Genomic DNA, 18,836 nt, shown 5'->3' with positions numbered 1-18,836 from the left:
GCTCGCGAAAAGCGATCACCCGGAGGCGCCGCGTGCCGACCACCCCGCGAGACCGGATCGGGCTGTGTTCGGTGACGTTCCGCGCGCTGCCCGCCGCCGAGGTGGCCCGGATCGCGGCGGCCGCCGGGCTGCACGTCGTCGAGTGGGGCGCCGACGTCCACGCTCCCCCGCACCCGGCGCCGGCCCTGCGGGACGTGCGCGAGCGGACCGCCGTCCACGGACTGGCGGTCTGCTCGTACGGCTCGTACTGGCGCGCGGGCCGGGACGGCACGGCGGAGTTCGGCGCCCTCGCCGAAGCCGCGGCCGCGCTCGGCGCGCCGCGGATCCGCGTGTGGGCCGGCACCGAAGACTCGGCGGACGCGTCCGCCGAGTCCCGCTCGCGGGTGACGGCGTCACTGCGCGAGGCGGCGGCGATCGCCGCCGGCCGGGGCCTGTCGGTCGCGCTGGAGTTCCACTCCGGAACGCTGGCGGACACCCCGGCGGCGACCCTGCGCCTGCTCGACGACGTCGGCCACGACGCGCTGTCCACCTACTGGCAGCCACCGGTCGACGCGCCGGACGAGCACGCCCTCGCCGGCCTGGCCACGCTGCTGGAGCGGGTCAGCGCGATCCACGTCTTCTCGTGGTGGCCGGGGCAGAACCGCCTTCCCCTGCACGAACGCGAGCGCCTGTGGCGGCCCGCGCTGGAGCTCGTCGCGGACCACCCGGCGGACGTCCTCCTCGAGTTCGTCCCCGACGACGACCCGGCGGTGCTGCCACGGGAGACGGCGACGCTGCTGGGCTGGCTCGAGGCCTGAGCCTCCCTCACCGGCGTTGCTCTGATGGGGTCACCACGCCCCTGACCCGGGTCCGTGCCACCGGCCGGGCGTTATCGTCGGTGGCACGGGGAGGGAAACCGAGGGGGAGATCGGTGTGGATGATCGGCCGAGCACGACCTTCAGGCGCTTCCGGCACCACGCCGGGCTGACCCAGGAGGCGCTCGCCGAGCGCTCGGGGGTGTCGGTCCGGACGATCCGCGGGCTGGAGACCGGGACGCGGCGGAATCCGCAGCGCAGTTCACTGCAGCTGCTGGCCGACGCGATGGAGCTTTCGGACGGCGATCGCGCCGAGCTGGTGGCCGCGGTGTTCACCGGCCCCGCGGAGCCGCCGCCCCGCCCGGTTCCGCGGCAGCTGCCGCCGCCCCCGCGCCGGTTCACCGGCCGGGACCGGGAGCTGGCGGAGCTGACCCGCGCGGCCGCCGGGGACGACGGGGTCGCCATTTCGGCCATCGGCGGCGCGGGCGGCATCGGCAAGACCTGGCTCGCCCTGCACTGGGCCCACCGGAACGCGGACGGCTTCCCCGACGGGCAGCTGTACGCCAACCTCCGCGGCTTCGACGCGAGCGGCACGCCGGCGCGGCCCGAGGCGGTGGTCCGGGGGTTCCTCGAGGCGCTGGGCGTCCCGCCGTCGTCGCTGCCCCTGGCGGCCGAGGCGCGGTACGGCCTGTTCCGCAGCCTCACCGCAGGCCGCCGCCTCCTGATCGTGCTCGACAACGCCCGCGACACCGCGCAGCTCGTCCCGCTGCTGCCGGGCCGGTCGGCCTGCGTGGTCCTGGTGACCAGCCGCAACCGGCTCGCCGGCCTGGTCGCCTCGCACGGCGCGACGACGGTGGGGCTCGACGTCCTCGCCCCCGGCGACGCCCGGCGGCTGCTGATCCGGCACGTGGGCCGGACCAGGGCCGACCGCGAGGCCGGCGCCGTCGCCGAGCTGCTGGACCACTGCTCGGGGTTGCCGCTGGCGCTCGGCATCGTCGCGGCGCGCGCCACCGGCAACCCGGGCTTTCCGTTGCAGACCTTGGCGGACGAGCTGCACGACACGACCGCGCGGCTCGACGGGTTCGACGCCGGCGAACTCAACGCCAACCTGAGAGCCGTCTTCTCGGCGTCCTACGGCGTCCTGGACCCCGACGCCCGGCGGCTGTTCGGGCTGCTGGGGCCGGCACCGGTGCCGGAGGTCGGCGTGCCGGCCGTGGCCGGCCTCGCGGGCTGGCCGGCCGCCAAGGCCGGGCAGGTCCTGCGGGTGCTCGAGAACGCCCACCTGGTCGGGCAGCCACGGCCCGGCCGGTACCGGATGCACGACCTGATCGGGCTCTACGCCACCGAACGGGCCCGCGCCGACCTCCCGGACGGCGAACGCACCGCGGCGCTGGACCGCCTGGTCGACCACTACGTGCACACCGCGATCGCCGCCGACCGGGTGCTGCGCGAACGCACCGAGGTGGTCGACCCGGGCTCGCCCGCCGAGGGGTGCGTGCCGGAGTCGCCGCCGGACGTCGGCGCCGCGATGGCCTGGCTGGCCACCGAGCACGACGCCCTGCTGGCGATCCAGGCCGTGGCGGCCGCGCAGGGCAAGCACGCCCGGGTGTGGCGGCTGGCGCAGGCGCTGGCCATCTTCCACTGGCGGCGGGGGTTGTTCGCGGAGGACCTGGTCTCCTCGCGGCGCGCCCTCGCCGCCGCGGAGGAGCTGGGCGACGCGGCGGCGACCGCGATCATCGTCCGCAACCTGGGCTACGACCTGCTGCGCCTCGGTGACCGCGAGCAGGCGGCGGCGTACCTGGAGCAGGCGCGGCGGACCAACGAGGAGCACGGCTTCACCGAGGCGCTCGCGCACACCTACGGCGTCCTGACGCACCTGGCGGAACTGGGCGCCGACCACCGGACAGCCATCGGCTACGCGCTGAAAGCGGCGCGGTTGTTCCGGTCGATCGGCCAGGCGAACGACGAAGCCAACGCCCTCAACGCGATGGGCTGGCACCACGCGATGCTGGGCGAATTCGAGTCGGCGCGGGAGTACTGCACCGCGGCGCTGGACATGCTGGTCCGCCGCGGTGATCGCCGGTACGAGGTGTGCGCGCTGCACAGCCTCGGTTACATCGCGAAGAGAACGGGCCGGTACGCGGAGGCGTTGCGCTACTTCCGCCGTTCCATCCCCGTCTACCACGACATCGGCGACGAATTCGCCGAAGCCAACGCCCAGGTGGACATCGCCGAAGTCCACGCGGCCACGGCGGACCCGGTGGCGGCGGAAACCGCGTGGCGCACCGCGCTCGCGATGTTCGAAACCCAGAACCGGACCGCGGACGCCCGGCGCGTCCGGGCCCGGTTGACCGCGCTGGAGCGGCCTCCGGCGTTGCGGTGAGGCACGGCACCGGGTCCGCACCCTCCACAGCGGACAGACCACCGGTTTTCCGCGGCGAATACGCCGATCATCACTCGATGAGGCGAATCTGTGACATTTCGCCACCACCCGGCACCGACTACGCCGAACGGCCTCACGTCGTTTCCCCGGAATGCGCGACACGCCCGGATCGCAGGAAGAACGGCTGATCGCGCGTTTCCGCACCGCCGCCACCGGGCGCGGTATTTCCCTTTCCGGCGGCTTTGTGGATACACTCGCCGGGGAGAACGTCCCCCATTGTGCACCCCGACCTGCCACACGTTCCTGGACGCATCCACCCGAGGAGCAGTCAATGGCCCAGAAAGTCCTCGTCGAGATCCTGGACGACATCGACGGCAGCGCCGCCGCCCAGACGGTCCAGTTCGGCCTCGACGGCGTCACCTACGAAATCGACCTGTCCGACGAGAACGCCACGGCCCTGCGCGACGAATTCTCCCGCTACATCGGCGCCGGCCGCCGCTTGGCGGGCCGCCGCGCCCGCACGGCGGCCACCCGCCCGGCGATGACGACGTCCGACCGCGAGCGCAACCAGCAGATCCGCGCCTGGGCGGCGGCCAACGGCTACGAGATCTCCGAGCGCGGCCGCCTGTCCTCCCAGGTGGTGACGGCCTACGAGCAGGCCCACACGGCGGGCGACGCGCCGACCCCGCCGAGGCGCGCATCCCGCAAGAGCGCGGCCGCCTGACCCGGCGGTCCTGCGCCTGCGCCGGGGACGGCTGCCCGGTCCACGGTGGCGGTCCGGTGGCGGTCCGGTACCGCCGAGGCACGCTGTGGTGAGCCACAGAGCCGTTCCCGACGCGGCAATGTCCGGCGCCACTGAAGGCACGCTGCGCTTAATTCCGGCGCGCAATGTTCGGCGCACCGCGGCTGGCCGTGGCGAGCCCTCGCCGCCCTTCCGGCGCACAATGTTCAGCGCACCGAAGCTGGGCCGCGGCGAGACCTCGCCGCCCCTCCGGCGCGCCGAAGTCCAGCGCTGCCGAGGCGCGCTGGCGGCGAGGCCCCATGGCCGCGAAGCACCAAATCGGGTTGGCGTCCCGGACCGCCGAGGCCCGCCATCGCACCCCCCGAGAGCTCTTCTCCCGCGCCGGTACTCGCCGCAGGAACAATCCCCGGAGCCGCACCGAATCAAGCCGCCGACCAACCACAAAAGCCCGCCTGACCTGGGTCAGACGGGCTTCGACGGTCTTGCTGGTACCCCCGATGGGATTCGAACCCACGCTACCGGCGTGAGAGGCCGGCGTCCTAGGCCGCTAGACGACGGGGGCTTAGGATCTTCCCTGGTTTCCCAGGGGCTTTTCTGTTTTTCTTGCTGGAGAGAACCTACCAGAGCCGATTTCCCGACCTGCAGGGGGGTCACTCTCCGCAGCTGGGGTACCAGGACTCGAACCTAGACTAACTGGACCAGAACCAGTCGTGCTGCCAATTACACCATACCCCAGTGAGGTACTGCTCCGGCTGGCCGGTTCAGCACCGCACGAGAAGAAATACTAGAGCACGCCGTTCCGGACGGTGAACGCGGGGGTGCCACTGCCGCGCTGGGCGGGGACGCCGATCGTGGCGTACTCCGAAACCAGCAGCTCAGGCAGCTCCGCGAGGCCGGCGACCGTGTGGACGCCCTCGGGGGCGCGCTCGCCGATGCCGTCGCGGTCGAGCCAGACCGCGCCCAGGCCCGCGTCGCGGGCGCCGATCGCGTCCGTGTCCAGTTTGTCGCCCACGTGGACCGCCTGGGCCGGGGCGCAGTCCAGGCCCAGGCACACCGTGTGGAACATCACCGGGTCGGGTTTCGCGACCCCCAGCTCGCCCGCGATGGCGACGTGGTCGAAAAACGGCGCCAGGCCCAGGTCGGCGATTTTCCGGCGCTGGTGGGCGCCCGAGGCATTCGTCACCGCGGCCAGAACCAGGCCGGCCGCGCGGAGCCATTCGAGGCACGGGACGACGTCGTCGAACAGCTGCCACGAGTGGTCGAGCAGTTCTCTTCGGCGACGCTCGAACGAGCTCACCTGCTCGGCGTCGGCGAGGATGCCGATTTCGGCGAGGAAGCATTCGGTGCGGCGCTGGTGCATGGTCGCGTAGTCGAGCCCGCCGGCGACGACGAGGGCGACGTGCTCCTCGGTGATCAGGTCCCACAACGGCCACAGATCGCCCCGGCCGGTGAGGATGTGGAGGCTGCGGCGGATCGCCGCGGTGCAGTCGATGAGCGTGTCGTCGATGTCCAGGCACACCAGCCGGAGCTCGGGCGGTGACCAGGGCTCGGCGGCCGCCGCGGCGGGCGGGGCGGTTCGCGAAGGGGTCCGGGGTGCCACGGCGAAATCCACCCAGTGAGGCTAGGGCAACCGCCGCGTTCGCGACGCTGCCAAAGAGGTGATTGCCGCTCCCCTGTTCCGGCGCACCGGCTCTACTCCCAGTTGGCGAACCGTCCCCGTTCGGTTATCCGGCACCGCACACGGGCGCTGTCGCCTCCTCCGGTGCCGGATCTCGCACCACGCGAAACCGTTGTGCGGCCGGGAAATTCCTTCAGTCCACAAGGGCGCATCGGCACCCGGCCGGCGGCGTCGCCCGCGCGGGGCGCACGGCCGACGAACTGTCGCGTTTGGACGGTTTCCGTTCACCGCCGGGGCCCTCGGCCCGCCTTCGCCCGATCAGCGTATCTCCGGTCACACCCCTTGACGCCGGTGTCGAGCGGGTGCATCCTCAACTTATTCAACACGCGATGAATAAGGGAGATGGTCGAGATGACCGAGCGCACGACCTGCGTCGTCATCGGTGGCGGGCCGGCCGGGATGGTCACGGGACTGCTGCTGGCCCGGGCCGGCGTCGAGGTGACCGTGCTGGAGAAGCACGCCGACTTCCTGCGCGACTTCCGCGGGGACACGGTCCACCCGTCGACGCTGACGCTGCTCGACGAACTGGGTCTGGGCGAGAAGTTCCACGCGCTGCCGCACAGCGAGCTGACCGCGGCGGGCTTCCCGCAGGAGAACGGCGAGCTGATGAAGCTGGCCGACTTCACCCGGCTGAAGGTGGCGCACCCGTACATCGCGATGGTGCCGCAGTGGGACTTCCTCGACCTGCTCGCCGAGAGCGCGCGCAAGGAGCCGACGTTCGTCCAGCGGATGGAGACCGAGTGCACCGGCCTGGTGCGCGAGCACGGCCGGGTGGCGGGCATCACCTACCGCACGAGCGCCGGTGAGACCGGCGAAATCCGCGCCGACCTGGTGATCGCCGCCGACGGCCGCTGGTCGCTGGCCCGCCGGGAAGCCGGTCTGGTGCCGCGGGAGTACGACTGCCCGTTCGACGTCTGGTGGTTCCGGCTCTCGCGCAACGACGGCGAGGCGGGCGGCATGCTGCTGCCGAAGATGCGGGACCGCCGGTTCGCCGTACCGCTCCCCCGGCCGGACTTCTACCAGGTCGCCTACCTCGCACCGAAGGGCGAAGACCTGCGCAAGCAGGGCATCGAGGCGTTCCGCGAGAACGTGACGCAGATCTGCCCCGAGTTCCACGACCGCGTGCACGAACTCGAGGCGATGGACGACGTCAAGTTCCTCGACGTGCGGCTCAACCTGCTGCGCCGGTGGCACGTCGACGGGCTGCTGTGCATCGGCGACGCGGCGCACGCGATGTCGCCGATCGGCGGCGTCGGCATCAACCTGGCGGTGCAGGACGCGGTCGCGGCGGCGACGCTGCTGGCCGAGCCGCTGCGCCGGGGCCGCCCGACGGGGGCCGAGCTGGCGAAGGTGCGCAGCCGGCGGCTCGCGCCGACGCTGCTGGTGCAGGGGCTGCAACGGCTGATGCACCGGACCGTGGTGCGCGGGGTGATGACCGGCAAGCGCAACGGGCCGCCGGAGCCGATGGTCAGGGCGTTCGCGCGGTTCCCGGGGCTGGCGTACTTCCCGGCCCGGCTCCTCGGCCTCGGGCTGCGGCCGGAGCACGCTCCGGCGTTCGCCCGGCGGCCGATGGAGCCGGCCGGCCGGGGCTAGACCTCTTCGACCGGGTTGGTCAGGGTGCCGATGCCTTCGATGGTGATCGAGACGCTCTGGCCGCCCTCGATCGGGCCGACGCCCTCGGGGGTGCCGGTGAGGATGATGTCGCCGGGCAGGAGCGTCATGATGCCGGAGACGAACTCGACCAGCTCGGGGATCTTGTGGACGAGGTCCGAAGTACGGCCGTCCTGCTTGAGCTCGCCGTCGACCTCGCTCCTCAGCGCCAGGTCGGCGGCGTCGATCGAGGTCTCGATCCACGGGCCGATCGGGCAGAAGGTGTCGAAGCCCTTGGCGCGGCCCCACTGGCCGTCGGCCTTCTGGAGGTCGCGGGCGCTGACGTCGTTGGCGATCGTGTAGCCGAGGATGACGCTCGCGGCGCGGGCGGCCGGCACGTTCTTCACCGGCTGCCCGATGACGATGGCCAGCTCGCCCTCGAAGTCGACGCGGCCGATGCCGGAGGGGCGGCGGATGGCCGCGTGGGGCCCGATGACCGTGGTCGAGGGCTTGATGAACAGCATCGGGTCGCTGGGCACCTCGTTGCCGAACTCGGCCGCGTGCTTGGCGTAGTTGCGGCCGACGGCGATCACCTTGGACGGCAGGATCGGCGCGAGCAGCCGGACGTCGGCCAGCGGCCACCGCTTGCCGGTGAAGTTCGGCTGGCCGAAGGGGTGTTCGGCGATTTCGAGGACCTGGGCGTCGTCACCGTCGCCTTCGATCGAGGCGAACGCGACACCACCGGGATGAGCAATTCGGGCTAGGCGCACGGGCTCAGTCTACGTGCGCCCGGCCCGTGACTCAGTGCACGGTCGTGCTCTTGTGCACCAGCGCGTCGCACAGGGCCAGCCAGCTGGCCTCGACGATGTTGCCGTGCACCCCGACGGTGGTCCACTCGCGTTCGCCGTCGGTGCTCTCGACCAGCACGCGCGTCACCGCGTCGGTGCCGGGGTGCCGTGTGAGGATGCGCACCTTGTAGTCGGCCAGCTCCACACTGTCCAACCAGGACAGGTGCGGGGAGAGCGCCTGCCGCAGGGCGGCGTCGAGGGCGTGCACCGGCCCGATGCCCTCGGCGGTGGCGATGACGCGCTGCCCGCCGACGTGCACCTTCACCGTGGCCTCGGCCACGACCTCGCCGTCGGAGCGGTGGTCGAGGACCACGCGGTAGGACTCGAGCTGGAACGGCGCTTCGACGGGGACGTCGGCTTCCTGACGCAGCAGGAGTTCCAGGGAGGCGTCGGCGGCCTCGAAGGACCAGCCTTCCGCTTCGAGGCGCTTGACCTTCGTGATGGCGCTCGTCAGCGCTTCGGGCCGGCCGGCAAGGTCGACCCCGAGCTCACGTCCCTTGAGCTCGAGGCTGGCCCTGCCGGCCATCTCGGTGACCAGTACCCGCATGTCGTTGCCGACGGAGGATGGATCGATGTGGTTGTACAGCAACGGATCCACCTTGATCGCGCTCGCGTGCAGTCCCGCCTTGTGGGCGAAGGCCGACGCCCCTACGTAGGCCTGGTGGGTGTAGGGGGCGATGTTCGCGATTTCGGCAAGGGCATGGGAGACCCGGGGGAGCTCGGCGGCGCCTCCGGTCGGGAGGACGTCGAGGCCGAGCTTGGTCACCAGGTTTCCCGTCACGGCGAAGAGGTCGGCGTTGCCGGCCCGTTCCCCGTAACCGTTGGCGGTGCACTGCACGTGCGTCACGCCGGCCTGCACCGCGGCGACGGAGTTCGCCACGGCGCAGGAAGTGTCGTCCTGACAGTGGATCCCGAGCCGGAACCCGGTCTTTTCCTTGATGTCGCGGACCGTTTCCGCCAGCCCGAGCGGCAGCTGCCCGCCGTTGGTGTCGCAGAGCACGAGGACATCGGCACCCGCGTGCGCGGCGGCGTCGAGGACCCGGAGGGCGGTCTCGGGGGAATGGGCGTAGCCGTCGAAGAAGTGTTCGGCGTCGAGGAAGACCCGCCGGCCTTCCTTCGTGAGGAACTCGACGGTGTCCTTCACCATGGCGCAGGCCTCGTCGACGTCGACGCGGAGAGCGCGTTCGATGTGCCGCAGGTCGGACTTGGCGACGAGCGTGACAACGGGTGCTTCGCTGTCGAGCAGGGCCCGGACCTGCGGATCGACGTCGGCGGTGGTGCCGGCCTTGCGGGTGGCCCCGAACGCGACGAGGGCGGCGTGGCGGAGCTTCAGTTCGCCTTTCGCGGCGCGGGCGAAGAATTCGGTGTCCTTGGGAAGCGCCCCGGGCCAGCCGCCCTCGATGAACCCGACCCCGAGCTCGTCCAGCAGCCGCGCGACGGCGAGCTTGTCCTGGACGGAGTAGGTGATGCCCTCCCGCTGCGCCCCGTCGCGCAGGGTCGTGTCGTAGAGGTGGAAGGCATCGCCGAGCGGCGTATCGGCGGGCTCCTGGCGGGTCACGGGCTTCTCCTAGCGTCTTCCTGGCGTTTCAAGGCAACAAAAAAACCTCCCGCAGGGTGCGAGAGGTTGCGCGCCGGGTGCTCTTGTGGAGCTATCGTCCGGCGCGCTCGTCGATAATGATCGCGAAGCTGGTCACGGTCGCATCATGCCACAGCGGTCGCGGACGAGTCCAGGAACTGGGCGAAGCTCCCACCATCCGGGAAGCCTCCGGGCACGAAAAAAGCCCCGCACCGAAGTGCGGGGCTCTTCCGGGAAACCTCAGCCGGCCGTCCGCACGTTCGACGAGACCAGCGCCGCCAGCCGGTCACCGATGGCCTGCGTCGCCCCCGGGGAAGACTGGTCCCGCGTCGCCAGGTCGAACGCCACCGACGCCTCGATCCGCCGCGCCGATTCCTTCTGCCCCAGGTGGTCCAGCAGCAGCGCCACCGACAGCACCGCCGCCGTCGGGTCGGCCAGGCCCTGGCCCGCGATGTCCGGCGCCGAGCCGTGGACCGGCTCGAACATGCTCGGGTTCCGCCGGGTGATGTCCAGGTTGCCGCTCGCCGCCAGGCCGATGCCGCCCGTCACCGCGGCCGCCAGGTCCGTGATGATGTCGCCGAACAGGTTGTCCGTCACGATGACGTCGAACCGGGACGGGTCCGTCACCAGGTGGATCGTCGCCGCGTCCACGTGGGAGTAGGCGACCGTCACCTCCGGGTGCTCCAGCGAGACCTCTTCGACGATCCGCGACCACAGCGAACCCGCGTACTCGAGCACGTTGGTCTTGTGCACCAGCGTCAGGTGCTTGCGCGGCCGGGCCTCGGCGCGGTTGAACGCGTCCGCGACCACGCGCCGGATGCCGAACGCCGTGTTGACGCTGACCTCCGTCGCGATCTCGTGCTCGGTGTCCTTGCGCAGCAGACCACCAGTACCCGCGTACGGGCCTTCGGTCCCTTCGCGCACGACGACCATGTCGACGTCGCCCGCGTCGGCCAGCGGTCCCCGGACGCCCGGGTAGAGCCGCGCCGGGCGCAGGTTGACGTGGTGGTCCATCTCGAACCGCAGGCGCAGCAGCAGGCCGCGCTCGAGGATGCCGCTCGGCACCGACGGGTCGCCGACCGCGCCCAGCAGGATCGCGTCGTGCTGGCGGAGCTCGCCGAGGACCGACTCCGGGAGCAGCTCACCGGTCGAGTGCCATCGCGCCGCGCCGAGGTCGTAGTTCGTGATCTCCGCCGTCGGTACTACCTCGCCGAGCACCTTCAGCGCCTCGGAGACCACCTCGGGCCCGATCCCGTCTCCTGGGATCACCGCGAGCCGCATCCACACACCTCCGTCGACCGGACCACCGGCCGCACCGATGGTCCATCGCAACAAAACGCCAGCAGCCGGAAGGTTACCGGCCGTAGACAAACCGCCGTAGCCGCACCACCCTTATGCCGCATCCTCCCGCAGGGTGAGACACCCAATCGGGTGAATGTGGGCGGGGCGCCCCCGGCGGAAATCCACCGGGGACGCCCCTGGTCCTGCAAGAACCCGATCTTCACGGGAACTAGGGGCGGCCAGCCCCGATCGGCTGACGGCCGTTCCCCGGCCGGGCGTCCTCCACCTTGACCACGTTCGCCCGGTTGCCCGCGGCGTTGTGGTGCTCGATGGCCAGCAGCCCGAGGGCGTTGTCGGCCGCGGCCGACGCCGCGTTCCGCGTCACGACCAGCGCCGTTCCGGGCTTCGCGACGTAGCCCAGCGCGGCGTCGCCGCCACCCTGCACCGCGTAGCCCGGCGCGAGCGCGTCGAACGACAGCGGCGTGCCGACGTAGTCGATCAGCCCGTTCGTCGTGCCCGGCGCGACGTAGAAACCGCTCACGCCCACCGTGTACGAGATGCGGTGGCTGTCCGCGTTCGCGTCGATGCCCAGCGCGGCCAGCGAAACCGGCAGCGTGAGCACGTTCGTGTCGAACACGTTGGTGTCCACGTCGCCGAGCTGGCCGTTGACCGCCTGGACGTCGACGGTCGGGAAGCCCGGGGTCAGCGCGACCGTGTTCGCCAGGAGGACGTCGGTGGACGTCGCCTTGGTCACGTAGGTCTCGAAGTCCGGCTGCCCGTCCCCGGTGGTGTCGATGTCGACGAACGGCGAGGTGTTGCTGCCGATGTTCGCCCAGTCACCCCACGTGGAGAGACCGAACGCGAGCAGCGCGTTCTCCGGCTCGCCCTGGGCCTTCGCCAGCGGAGCGGTCGACGCCGCGCCGATGTAGCGGAGGTCGCCGCCCTTGGCCGTCTTGTTCAGCGTGCAGTCGGTGACCACGTCCGCGTCGCACTCGGGCAGCTGCGGGGACTCCGCCTGCAGCTCGAGCACGCTGATCAGCGAGCGGTACCGCTGCGCGCCGGTGCCCTGGTCGACACCCTTGCCGCCCAGGTTCAGCACGGCCTGCGTGGCGTCCGCGCCGAACTTGACCGACGCCGGCGTCGAGATCGTCGAGACCGGCTTGGGCGCGGCGTAGACCGAAACCCGCAGCGGCACCTTGGCCCCGCTGACCGGCGTGAAGGCGACGCGCCCGGAGGCGTCCGCGACGAACTGCCGGGCCAGGCCGGCCTGGGTGGCCGCCATGGTCGGGTCCATGACCTTGCGCAGCGCCTTCGGGTCGGTGATCTTCAGCGTCACCTTCACCTTGGCCGTGCCGCGCGGGGTCAGCTTGACCGACGGCTTGTCCACTGTGTACTCGACACCCGGCAGGGCGTTGACCGCCTGGTAGGCGACGGTGTACTCGGCCGGGGTGACGCCCTTGTTCACCAGCTTGAGCGTCTTCGACAGCGTCACCGGACCGGACGCCTCGACCGTGCCGAAGCTGACGCTGACCGCGCCCGGGTCGTCCTGGACGTAGGCGAGCACCTGGTTGTCCAGCGCCGCCTTGGCGTCGATCCGGCCGCTGCCGACGCGCTGCGGCGCGTAGGTGTGGCCGGCGCCGTCGGAGACGTCGTGGCCGGCGGTGTCGATGACCGACGCCTTGACCTCCTCGACCGACCAGTCCGGGTGCGCCTGGCGGACCAGCGCGGTGATGCCCGTGGTGTGCGGGGCGGCCATCGAGGTGCCGCTCAGCACGGTCCGGCCGTTGCCGCTGCCGCGGAACGCCGAGGTGATCGTGTCACCGGGGGCGGCGACGTCCGGCTTGACGGCCGGGCCGCGGGTGCCACGCGAGGTGAACGAGCTCGGGGTGTCCACGATCGTCCTGTCGTAGGTCTGGATCGAGGCGCGCCCGGCGCCGTAGAGCCGGACCTGCAGCGTGCCCGCGGTCAGCGCCGCGCGCAGCGTCTTCGTGGCGGACCCGGTGAACTGGAACATCGGGATCGCCGCGTTGCCCGCGATGCCGGCGCTGAAGTGCTCCAAAGTGGACGACAGCAGCGCGCCCTTGGCCCCGGCGGCCTGCGCGTTGTTGGCGCGCGCGGCCGAACCGCAGGCGCGGGTCGAGTCGTTGTCGTCCCACTCCAGGAAGACGAACTTGCCGGCGGCCTTCGCCTTGTCCGCGGCCGAGTACGGCCCGCAGCCGGCCGCGTTCGCCGCCGAGAGAGCCACCACCGGGGCGGTCAAGTCCAGGGTGTCGTAGCCGGTGTAGTTCTGGCTGTACTGTCCGGTCTTCTGGCCCGCGGTGGGCGCCTTGACCTCGGCGGCGTCACGCAGGACGCCCGCGTCGCGCGTGCTGGCGACGGTGAGCGCCTCGGGGGTGTTGCCCGGGGAGCCGGCGATGTCGTTGATGTCGCCGCCGTTGCCCGCGGAGATCACCGGCAGCACGTTGTTCGCGGCGAGCTTGCGCACGAACAGCGAGTCCGGGTCGTCCGGCGCGCCGAAGTCGGAGCCGAGCGAGAGGTTGACGATGTCGAGGTGGTCGGTGAAGTCGCCGTCGCCGTCCGGGTCGAGCGCCCAGTCCAGGGCCTGCGAGGTGACGTTCGTCGAGCCGGTGCAGCCGAACACCTTGATCGCGTAGAGCAGCGACTTCGGGGCGGTGCCCGGGCCGATCTGCATCGCGTCGACCTTCTTGCCGTCGAGCTTCTTGTAGTCGCCCTTGAAGGTCTTGCCGTCGGCGGTGACGCCGTAGCCGCCGATGGTGCCGGCGACGTGCGTGCCGTGCTCACCGCAGGCGAGCGGGTTCGGGTCCGGCTTCGGCGTGGTCTTGCCGGCCGTCGCGGCGTCGTAGTCGTCGCCGACGAGGTCGGTGCCGCCGACCACCTTGGCGCTCGGGAACAGCGGCGTCGGCTTGGTGGAGTCGACGCTCTTGTAGGCGGCCTGCGTGCCGGGGCCGCCGAAGTCGGCGTGGGTGTAGTCGATGCCGTCGTCGATGACGCCGACGCGGACGCCGTCGCCGAACTTGCCGGTCTGCTGCCACGCGGCGAGCGTGTTGGTCAGCTGCTCGGCGCTGGCGTTGGTGCGGGTCTTCGGCACGACCGTGCGCACCGCGACGACATCCGCCCGCTTCGCGACTTCACGCAGCTTCGCGGCGTCGGCGGTGACGACCACACCGGGAACGGCGTTGGCGGTCTGCGTGACGACCTGCGGCTTGGCGTCGGCCGCGCGCAGCTGGCCCACGACCGAGTTCACCGCGGCGGCGGTGTCGTCCTTCGCGGCACGGGCGGCGCGCTTGGCGGCCTCCTTGCCCTGGGGCTGCGCGGCGGTGAACGCGTCGACGGCCGGCTTCTTCGCCAGCTCGACGAACGCGGTGACCCGGCCCTGCGCGGCCCCCAGCCGCGGCGACAGCTTGCCCTGCAGCTTCGCGTCGTCGATCTTCGCCGGCGCGACGCCGTCGGCGAGCGGGGAGTCCGCTGCGCTCGCGACCGGCGCCCCGAGCGCGGCCGCCAGAACGACGGCGAAGGCCGCCGTCGTGGCGCGCGCGGGGAGGCGGGATCTGCTCATGAGTCGGCCCCTTACCCGAGGTCTGGACCCGAACCTGCCGGCCGCTCCTGACACCCCCGACGGTGAAGCGCGGCACAGCGCCGTGCCCTCGACGGCGCGTGGTTCAACCTCGCGGGGAGAACCTAATGCCCCAAAACACCTACTTACGTAGGCAAAGGACTCCGTTATGTAGTTGTGATTGCGCACGAAGGCCCCCTGCCGGGTGACAGGGGGCCTTCGAAAGGGTTACGTCAGTTGAAATCGACGGCGCGGATAGTGTGCGCCCCGACAGCGGCGCCGATCGGCTCCAGCAGGTGCGCGTCGATGTGGCGGTCGACGCGCAGCAGCATCACCGCGTCGGAGCCGTCCGTGGTCTGGCTGATCTGCGCGGCCTCGATGTTGATGCCCGCTTCGCCGAGCAGCGTGCCGACGCGGCCCATCACGCCCGGGCGGTCCGGGTACTCGACCAGCAGCACGGTGCCCTCGGCGCGCAGGTCGAAGCCGCGGCCGTTGACCTCGACCAGCTTCTCGACCTCGTCCTTGCCGGTGACCGACCCGGACACGGTCAGCGCCTGGCCGTCCGCGTGCACCGCGCGCACGGTGACCAGGCTGCGGAACTTCGGGCTCTCCGGCTCGGTCGTCAGCTCGACCTGGACGCCGAGCTTTTCCGCCAGCTGCGGCGCGTTGACGAACGTGACCTGGTCCTCGACCACGCCGGTGAACACCCCGCGCAGCGCCGCCAGCTGCAGCACCCCGGTGTCCTCGTTCGAGATCTCGCCCTTCACCTGCACCGTCACCGAAGTCGGCGAGGTCGGGTTGAGCGCCGTCAGCAGCTGGCCCAGCTTCTGGGTCAGCGACAGGTACGGGCGGACGTGCTCGCCGACCGCGCCGCCGCCGGAGACGTTCACCGCGTCCGGCACGAAGTCGCCGCGCAGGGCCAGCAGCACCGACTTCGCGACGTCGGTGCCCGCGCGGTCCTGCGCCTCGGCCGTCGACGCGCCCAGGTGCGGCGTCACGACGACGTTCTCCAGCTCGAACAGCGGGCTGGACGTGGTCGGTTCGGAGACGAAGACGTCGACGCCGGCGCCGCCGACGTGGCCCGAGCGCAGCGCGTCGGCCAGGTCCTGCTCGACGATCAGCCCGCCGCGGGCGGCGTTCACGATGATGACGCCCGGCTTGGTCTTCTTCAGCGCCTCGGCGTCGATCAGGCCCTTGGTCTCCGGCGTCTTCGGCAGGTGGATGGAGATCGCGTCGGCGCGGGAAAGCAGCTCGTCGAGGGTGACGAGCTCGATGCCGAGCTGCGCGGCGCGCGCGGCCGACACGTAGGGGTCGTAGGCGATGAGCTTCGTGTCGAAGGCGGCGAGGCGCTGGGCGAACAGCTGGCCGATCTTGCCGAGGCCGACCACACCGACGGTCTTGCCCTGCAGCTCGACACCGGAGAACGAGCTGCGCTTCCACTCGCCGCCGCGCAGGCTCTGGTCGGCGGCCGGGACGCGGCGCGCGACCGACAGCAGGAGGGCGACGGCGTGCTCGGCGGCGGAGACGATGTTCGACGTCGGCGCGTTGACGACCAGGACGCCGCGCTCGGTCGCGGCGGGCACCTCGACGTTGTCGAGGCCGACACCGGCGCGGGCGACGACCTTCAGCTGCGTGGTGGCCGCGAAGACCTCGGCGTTCACCTGGGTGGCGGAGCGGACCAGGAGCGCGTCGGCGCTCTTCACCGCCTCGAGCAGCGCGGACCGGTCCGTGCCGTCGACGTGCCGGACCTCCACCTCGTCACCGAAGACGCTCAGCACGGAGGGGGCGAGCTTCTCCGCGATGAGGACGACGGGCTTATTGGGCTTGCTCACGATGCGGCTCCCACTATCTGGTCATTTCCAGGACGCTCTGTGTCGACAAACGGTCAAAGCACGTCGTTGTGCCCCGGTCGAGCGGGAGTTTAACGCGCTGGCCGGGCCCGTGGCGTCTTCTGGTGTTAACTTGCGCGCAATCCCTCGAAAACAAGAGCCAGCAGGCGCTGCATGCCCCCTTCGCCGGGCAGGTGACCCCCCGCCCAGGATGCCGCGTGCAGCAGGAGAAGGAGCTCGTGCGCCGTGACGTCGGCGCGCAGCTCCCCGGCCTCCTTCGCACGTTCCACTAGTTGGGAACCGACGGCACGCATCGCGTGGCACGACTCGTACAACCGGGACGATTCGTCGTTCAGCGCGTCGGCGGTGAGCTCGACCAGGCCGCGGAAGGTGCCGGTGGCGTCGCCGAGCCCGGCGAGCCACGTGTGCAGCGCGGCCAGCGGCTCGGGGTGGGTGAGCAGTTCGCGCGCCCGCTCGGCCTGCGCGTCGAACCGGGCGCGCAGGAGCGTCTCGAGCAGCGCTTCCCGGGTCGGAAAATGGCGGTACAGCGTGCCGATGCCGACGCCGGCTCGGCGCGCGATCTCTTCCAGGGACGCCTCGACGCCGTGTTCGGCGAAGGCGCGCTGGGCCTCTTCGAGGAGGCGCTCGTAGTTGCGGCGGGCGTCCGCGCGCATCGGTTTGACGTCGGTCATCGCGCTCCGACCTTACCCGCTAGCCAATCGGAGGCCACCTCCGTATATTAACCGGAGGCAGCCTCAGCTTACTGGAGGGAACTCGAGGATGACCCTGATCGAAGACACCCGGACGCGGCTCGGCGCGATCGGCGCGTGGTTGCCGAGCGCGCCACTGGCCCCGCCCCCGGACGTCGAACGCACCGCGACGCGGCGGCTCGCCGACGCCGGCTACCGCTCGGCCTGGAGCGGCGAAGGACCCGGCACGCGGGAGGTGTTCGCCCACTTCGGCGACCTCCTGGCCACCGTCGGAGACGTCGTGCTGGGCACCGGCATCGCGAACACCTGGCTGCGGCGCGGGACGACCGCGTACAAGGGCGGGGCGACGCTCGCCCAGGCCCACCCCGGCCGGTTCGTGCTCGGCATCGGCGTCGGACACGCGTTCCAGGCGGCGAAGCTCGGCGAGGAGTACCGGCCGATCGACCGGATGCGCGATTATCTGTCCGAAATGGATGCTGCCGCGGCCGAAAACCCTTCCACCGTGGCGTTTCCGCGCGTCCTGGCCGCCGTCGGGCCGAAGATGCTGGCCCTGTCCCGCGACCACGCGGACGGCGCGCACCCGTTCGCCCAGCCGGTTTCGCACACACCGTACGCCCGCGAAATCCTGGGGCCGGACAAGCTGCTGATCCCGCAGCAGACCGTCCTGCTCGGCAGCCGCGAGGACGCCCGCGAGAGCGTCCGGCGCCGGGTGGCGCAGTCGCGGGAGTACTCCGTCACCGTCTACCTCGCGGGCTGGAAACGGCTCGGCTACACCGAAGCCGACATCGCCGGGCCGAGCGACCGGTTCGTCGACGACCTCGTGCTCTGGGGTGACGCGGCAACCATCGCGAAACGCCTCGCCGAGGTGCTCGACGCGGGCGCGGACCACGTCCTGCTGACGCCGTCGGCGCCCTCGTTCGAGTCCACTGTGGACATGCTGCTCGAGCTGGCCCCGGCGGTGGTCCGATGAGCGTCGGGATCTGGCGGTTCTTCGACGGCGCCCCGATCGGCGAGCTCCGCGAAACGGCCGCCGAGGTGGAGGAACTCGGCTTCGACGCGCTCTGGTTCGGCGAGTACGCCGGCCGGGAGGCGTTCACCCAGGCGGCGCTGCTGCTCGCGGCGACGTCCCGGCTCACGATCGCCACCGGGGTCGCCCGGTTCGACCAGCGTTCCCCGCTCGCGGCGGAAGGCGCGATCCGGGCGCTGGGCGAGGCGTACCCGGGCCGGTTCGTGGCCGGCCTGGGCGGGCACCGGCCGGGCGCGCGGCCGCTGACGGCGTTGCGCGAGTACCTCGACGGGATGGACGCGGCCGAGCTGCCGGGCCTCCCCCAGCCGTCGCCGCGGCCGAGGCGGGTGCTCGCGGCCCTGGGCCCGAAGCTGCTGGACCTGGCGGCCGGACGCGCCGACGGCGCCCACCCGTACTTCGTCCCGCCGGAGCACACGGCGATGGCCCGCGAGCGGCTCGGGCCGGGCAAGTACCTGGCGGTCGAGCAGGCGGTGGTCCTCGACCCGGCCCCCGAGGTGGCCCGGGAGCACGTGGGCCTCTACGTCGGGCAGGCCGTGCACCACCAGCAGAACCTGCGCCGCCTCGGCTTCACCGACGCCGACCTCGCCGACGGCGGCAGCGACCGCCTGGTCGACGCCATCGTCGCGACCGGCGAGCAGGCGATCGCGGACCGGATCCGCGCCCACCTCGACGCGGGCGCCGACCACGTCTGCATCCAGGTCCTGAACCGCACGGCCGGGTCCTACCGCAGGCTGGCCGATCTGCGGCCCTGACCGGGTACGCTGGCGGGGCGCGGTACGGGCCGCGTCCCGTCCGCGGAAAGGG

General features: G+C 71.8%; 13 protein-coding genes and 2 tRNA genes. 6 read left to right on the top strand and 9 right to left on the bottom strand.

The annotated features are described in order from the left end of the window. Positions 1-32 precede the first annotated feature (32 nt). The 3 genes from ABZW17_RS00865 (at position 33) to ABZW17_RS00855 (ending at position 3,901) form a co-directional block, all read left to right on the top strand. Positions 33-797: a TIM barrel protein gene (locus tag ABZW17_RS00865; RefSeq protein ID WP_354808246.1), complete on the top strand. Its 765-nt coding sequence runs from the start codon at positions 33-35 to the stop codon at positions 795-797. Between the two features lie 115 nt (positions 798-912). Next, a complete protein-coding gene (locus tag ABZW17_RS00860) occupies positions 913-3,177 on the top strand; it encodes a tetratricopeptide repeat protein (RefSeq protein ID WP_354808244.1) in 2,265 nt (754 codons plus the stop codon). Between the two features lie 331 nt (positions 3,178-3,508). Further along, the gene (locus ABZW17_RS00855; protein WP_354808242.1) at positions 3,509-3,901 is read left to right on the top strand and encodes an Lsr2 family protein; all 393 of its coding nucleotides are present in this window, start codon (positions 3,509-3,511) and stop codon (positions 3,899-3,901) included. 504 nt (positions 3,902-4,405) lie between these two features. Here ABZW17_RS00855 and ABZW17_RS00850 read toward each other — a convergent pair. From ABZW17_RS00850 to ABZW17_RS00840, 3 genes are all read right to left on the bottom strand, one after another. Further along, positions 4,406-4,481, bottom strand: a tRNA-Glu gene (locus ABZW17_RS00850). Positions 4,482-4,582: 101 nt separating this feature from the next. Next, positions 4,583-4,654 (bottom strand) — tRNA-Gln (locus ABZW17_RS00845). A 49-nt stretch (positions 4,655-4,703) separates the two neighbouring features. Continuing rightward, positions 4,704-5,438, bottom strand: coding sequence for an HAD family hydrolase (locus tag ABZW17_RS00840; protein WP_354808605.1), 735 nt, complete (start codon positions 5,436-5,438; stop codon positions 4,704-4,706). A 501-nt stretch (positions 5,439-5,939) separates the two neighbouring features. Between ABZW17_RS00840 and ABZW17_RS00835 the strand changes: the two genes are divergently transcribed. Then, positions 5,940-7,190, top strand: coding sequence for an FAD-dependent oxidoreductase (locus ABZW17_RS00835; protein ID WP_354808240.1), 1,251 nt, complete (start codon positions 5,940-5,942; stop codon positions 7,188-7,190). Here ABZW17_RS00835 and ABZW17_RS00830 read toward each other — a convergent pair. The 6 genes from ABZW17_RS00830 to ABZW17_RS00805 all read right to left on the bottom strand — a co-directional run bounded on the left by ABZW17_RS00830 (position 7,187) and on the right by ABZW17_RS00805 (position 16,987). Continuing rightward, on the bottom strand, positions 7,187-7,957 hold the full coding sequence (locus ABZW17_RS00830) for a fumarylacetoacetate hydrolase family protein (RefSeq protein WP_354808238.1): 771 nt from the start codon (positions 7,955-7,957) through the stop codon (positions 7,187-7,189). The two genes, ABZW17_RS00835 and ABZW17_RS00830, sit on opposite strands and share 4 nt — an antisense overlap. A gap of 31 nt (positions 7,958-7,988) precedes the next feature. Further along, the gene (gene cimA, locus ABZW17_RS00825; protein ID WP_354808236.1) at positions 7,989-9,593 is read right to left on the bottom strand and encodes a citramalate synthase; all 1,605 of its coding nucleotides are present in this window, start codon (positions 9,591-9,593) and stop codon (positions 7,989-7,991) included. A gap of 258 nt (positions 9,594-9,851) precedes the next feature. Continuing rightward, the gene (locus tag ABZW17_RS00820) at positions 9,852-10,892 is read right to left on the bottom strand and encodes a 3-isopropylmalate dehydrogenase (protein WP_354808234.1); all 1,041 of its coding nucleotides are present in this window, start codon (positions 10,890-10,892) and stop codon (positions 9,852-9,854) included. 229 nt (positions 10,893-11,121) lie between these two features. Then, positions 11,122-14,469, bottom strand: a complete 3,348-nt coding sequence (locus ABZW17_RS00815) for a S8 family serine peptidase (protein WP_354808233.1) — start codon at positions 14,467-14,469, stop codon at positions 11,122-11,124. Positions 14,470-14,699: 230 nt separating this feature from the next. Next, positions 14,700-16,298 (bottom strand): phosphoglycerate dehydrogenase, encoded by a 1,599-nt coding sequence (serA, locus tag ABZW17_RS00810; RefSeq protein WP_354808232.1) that lies wholly within the window; start codon positions 16,296-16,298, stop codon positions 14,700-14,702. A gap of 125 nt (positions 16,299-16,423) precedes the next feature. Beyond that, positions 16,424-16,987, bottom strand: coding sequence for a helix-turn-helix domain-containing protein (locus ABZW17_RS00805; RefSeq protein ID WP_354808231.1), 564 nt, complete (start codon positions 16,985-16,987; stop codon positions 16,424-16,426). An 88-nt stretch (positions 16,988-17,075) separates the two neighbouring features. Between ABZW17_RS00805 and ABZW17_RS00800 the strand changes: the two genes are divergently transcribed. Both ABZW17_RS00800 and ABZW17_RS00795 read left to right on the top strand, forming a co-directional pair. Further along, entirely contained in the window at positions 17,076-17,975 is a 900-nt protein-coding gene (locus ABZW17_RS00800; protein ID WP_354808230.1) for a TIGR03620 family F420-dependent LLM class oxidoreductase, read from the top strand. Beyond that, a complete protein-coding gene (locus ABZW17_RS00795) occupies positions 17,972-18,784 on the top strand; it encodes a TIGR03620 family F420-dependent LLM class oxidoreductase (protein ID WP_354808229.1) in 813 nt (270 codons plus the stop codon). Before ABZW17_RS00800 ends, ABZW17_RS00795 begins: the two co-directional genes overlap by 4 nt. Positions 18,785-18,836 lie beyond the last annotated feature (52 nt).

It is taken from the genome of Amycolatopsis sp. NPDC004625 (genome assembly GCF_040609695.1).
Lineage (GTDB): Bacteria > Actinomycetota > Actinomycetes > Mycobacteriales > Pseudonocardiaceae > Amycolatopsis.
Note: the sequence above shows the minus strand (reverse complement) of the source record. Positions and strands in the feature narration are given on the sequence as shown.

Bases quoted from the DNA above. Each gene is read 5' to 3' on its own strand.
- ABZW17_RS00855 (WP_354808242.1), top strand. From the start codon at position 3,509: ATGGCCCAGAAAGTCCTCGTCGAGATCCTGGACGACATCGACGGCAGC.
- ABZW17_RS00835 (WP_354808240.1), top strand. From the start codon at position 5,940: ATGGTCGAGATGACCGAGCGCACGACCTGCGTCGTCATCGGTGGCGGG.
- ABZW17_RS00820 (WP_354808234.1), bottom strand. From the start codon at position 10,892: ATGCGGCTCGCGGTGATCCCAGGAGACGGGATCGGGCCCGAGGTGGTC.
- ABZW17_RS00815 (WP_354808233.1), bottom strand. From the start codon at position 14,469: ATGAGCAGATCCCGCCTCCCCGCGCGCGCCACGACGGCGGCCTTCGCC.
- ABZW17_RS00805 (WP_354808231.1), bottom strand. From the start codon at position 16,987: ATGACCGACGTCAAACCGATGCGCGCGGACGCCCGCCGCAACTACGAG.
- ABZW17_RS00800 (WP_354808230.1), top strand. From the start codon at position 17,076: ATGACCCTGATCGAAGACACCCGGACGCGGCTCGGCGCGATCGGCGCG.
- ABZW17_RS00795 (WP_354808229.1), top strand. From the start codon at position 17,972: ATGAGCGTCGGGATCTGGCGGTTCTTCGACGGCGCCCCGATCGGCGAG.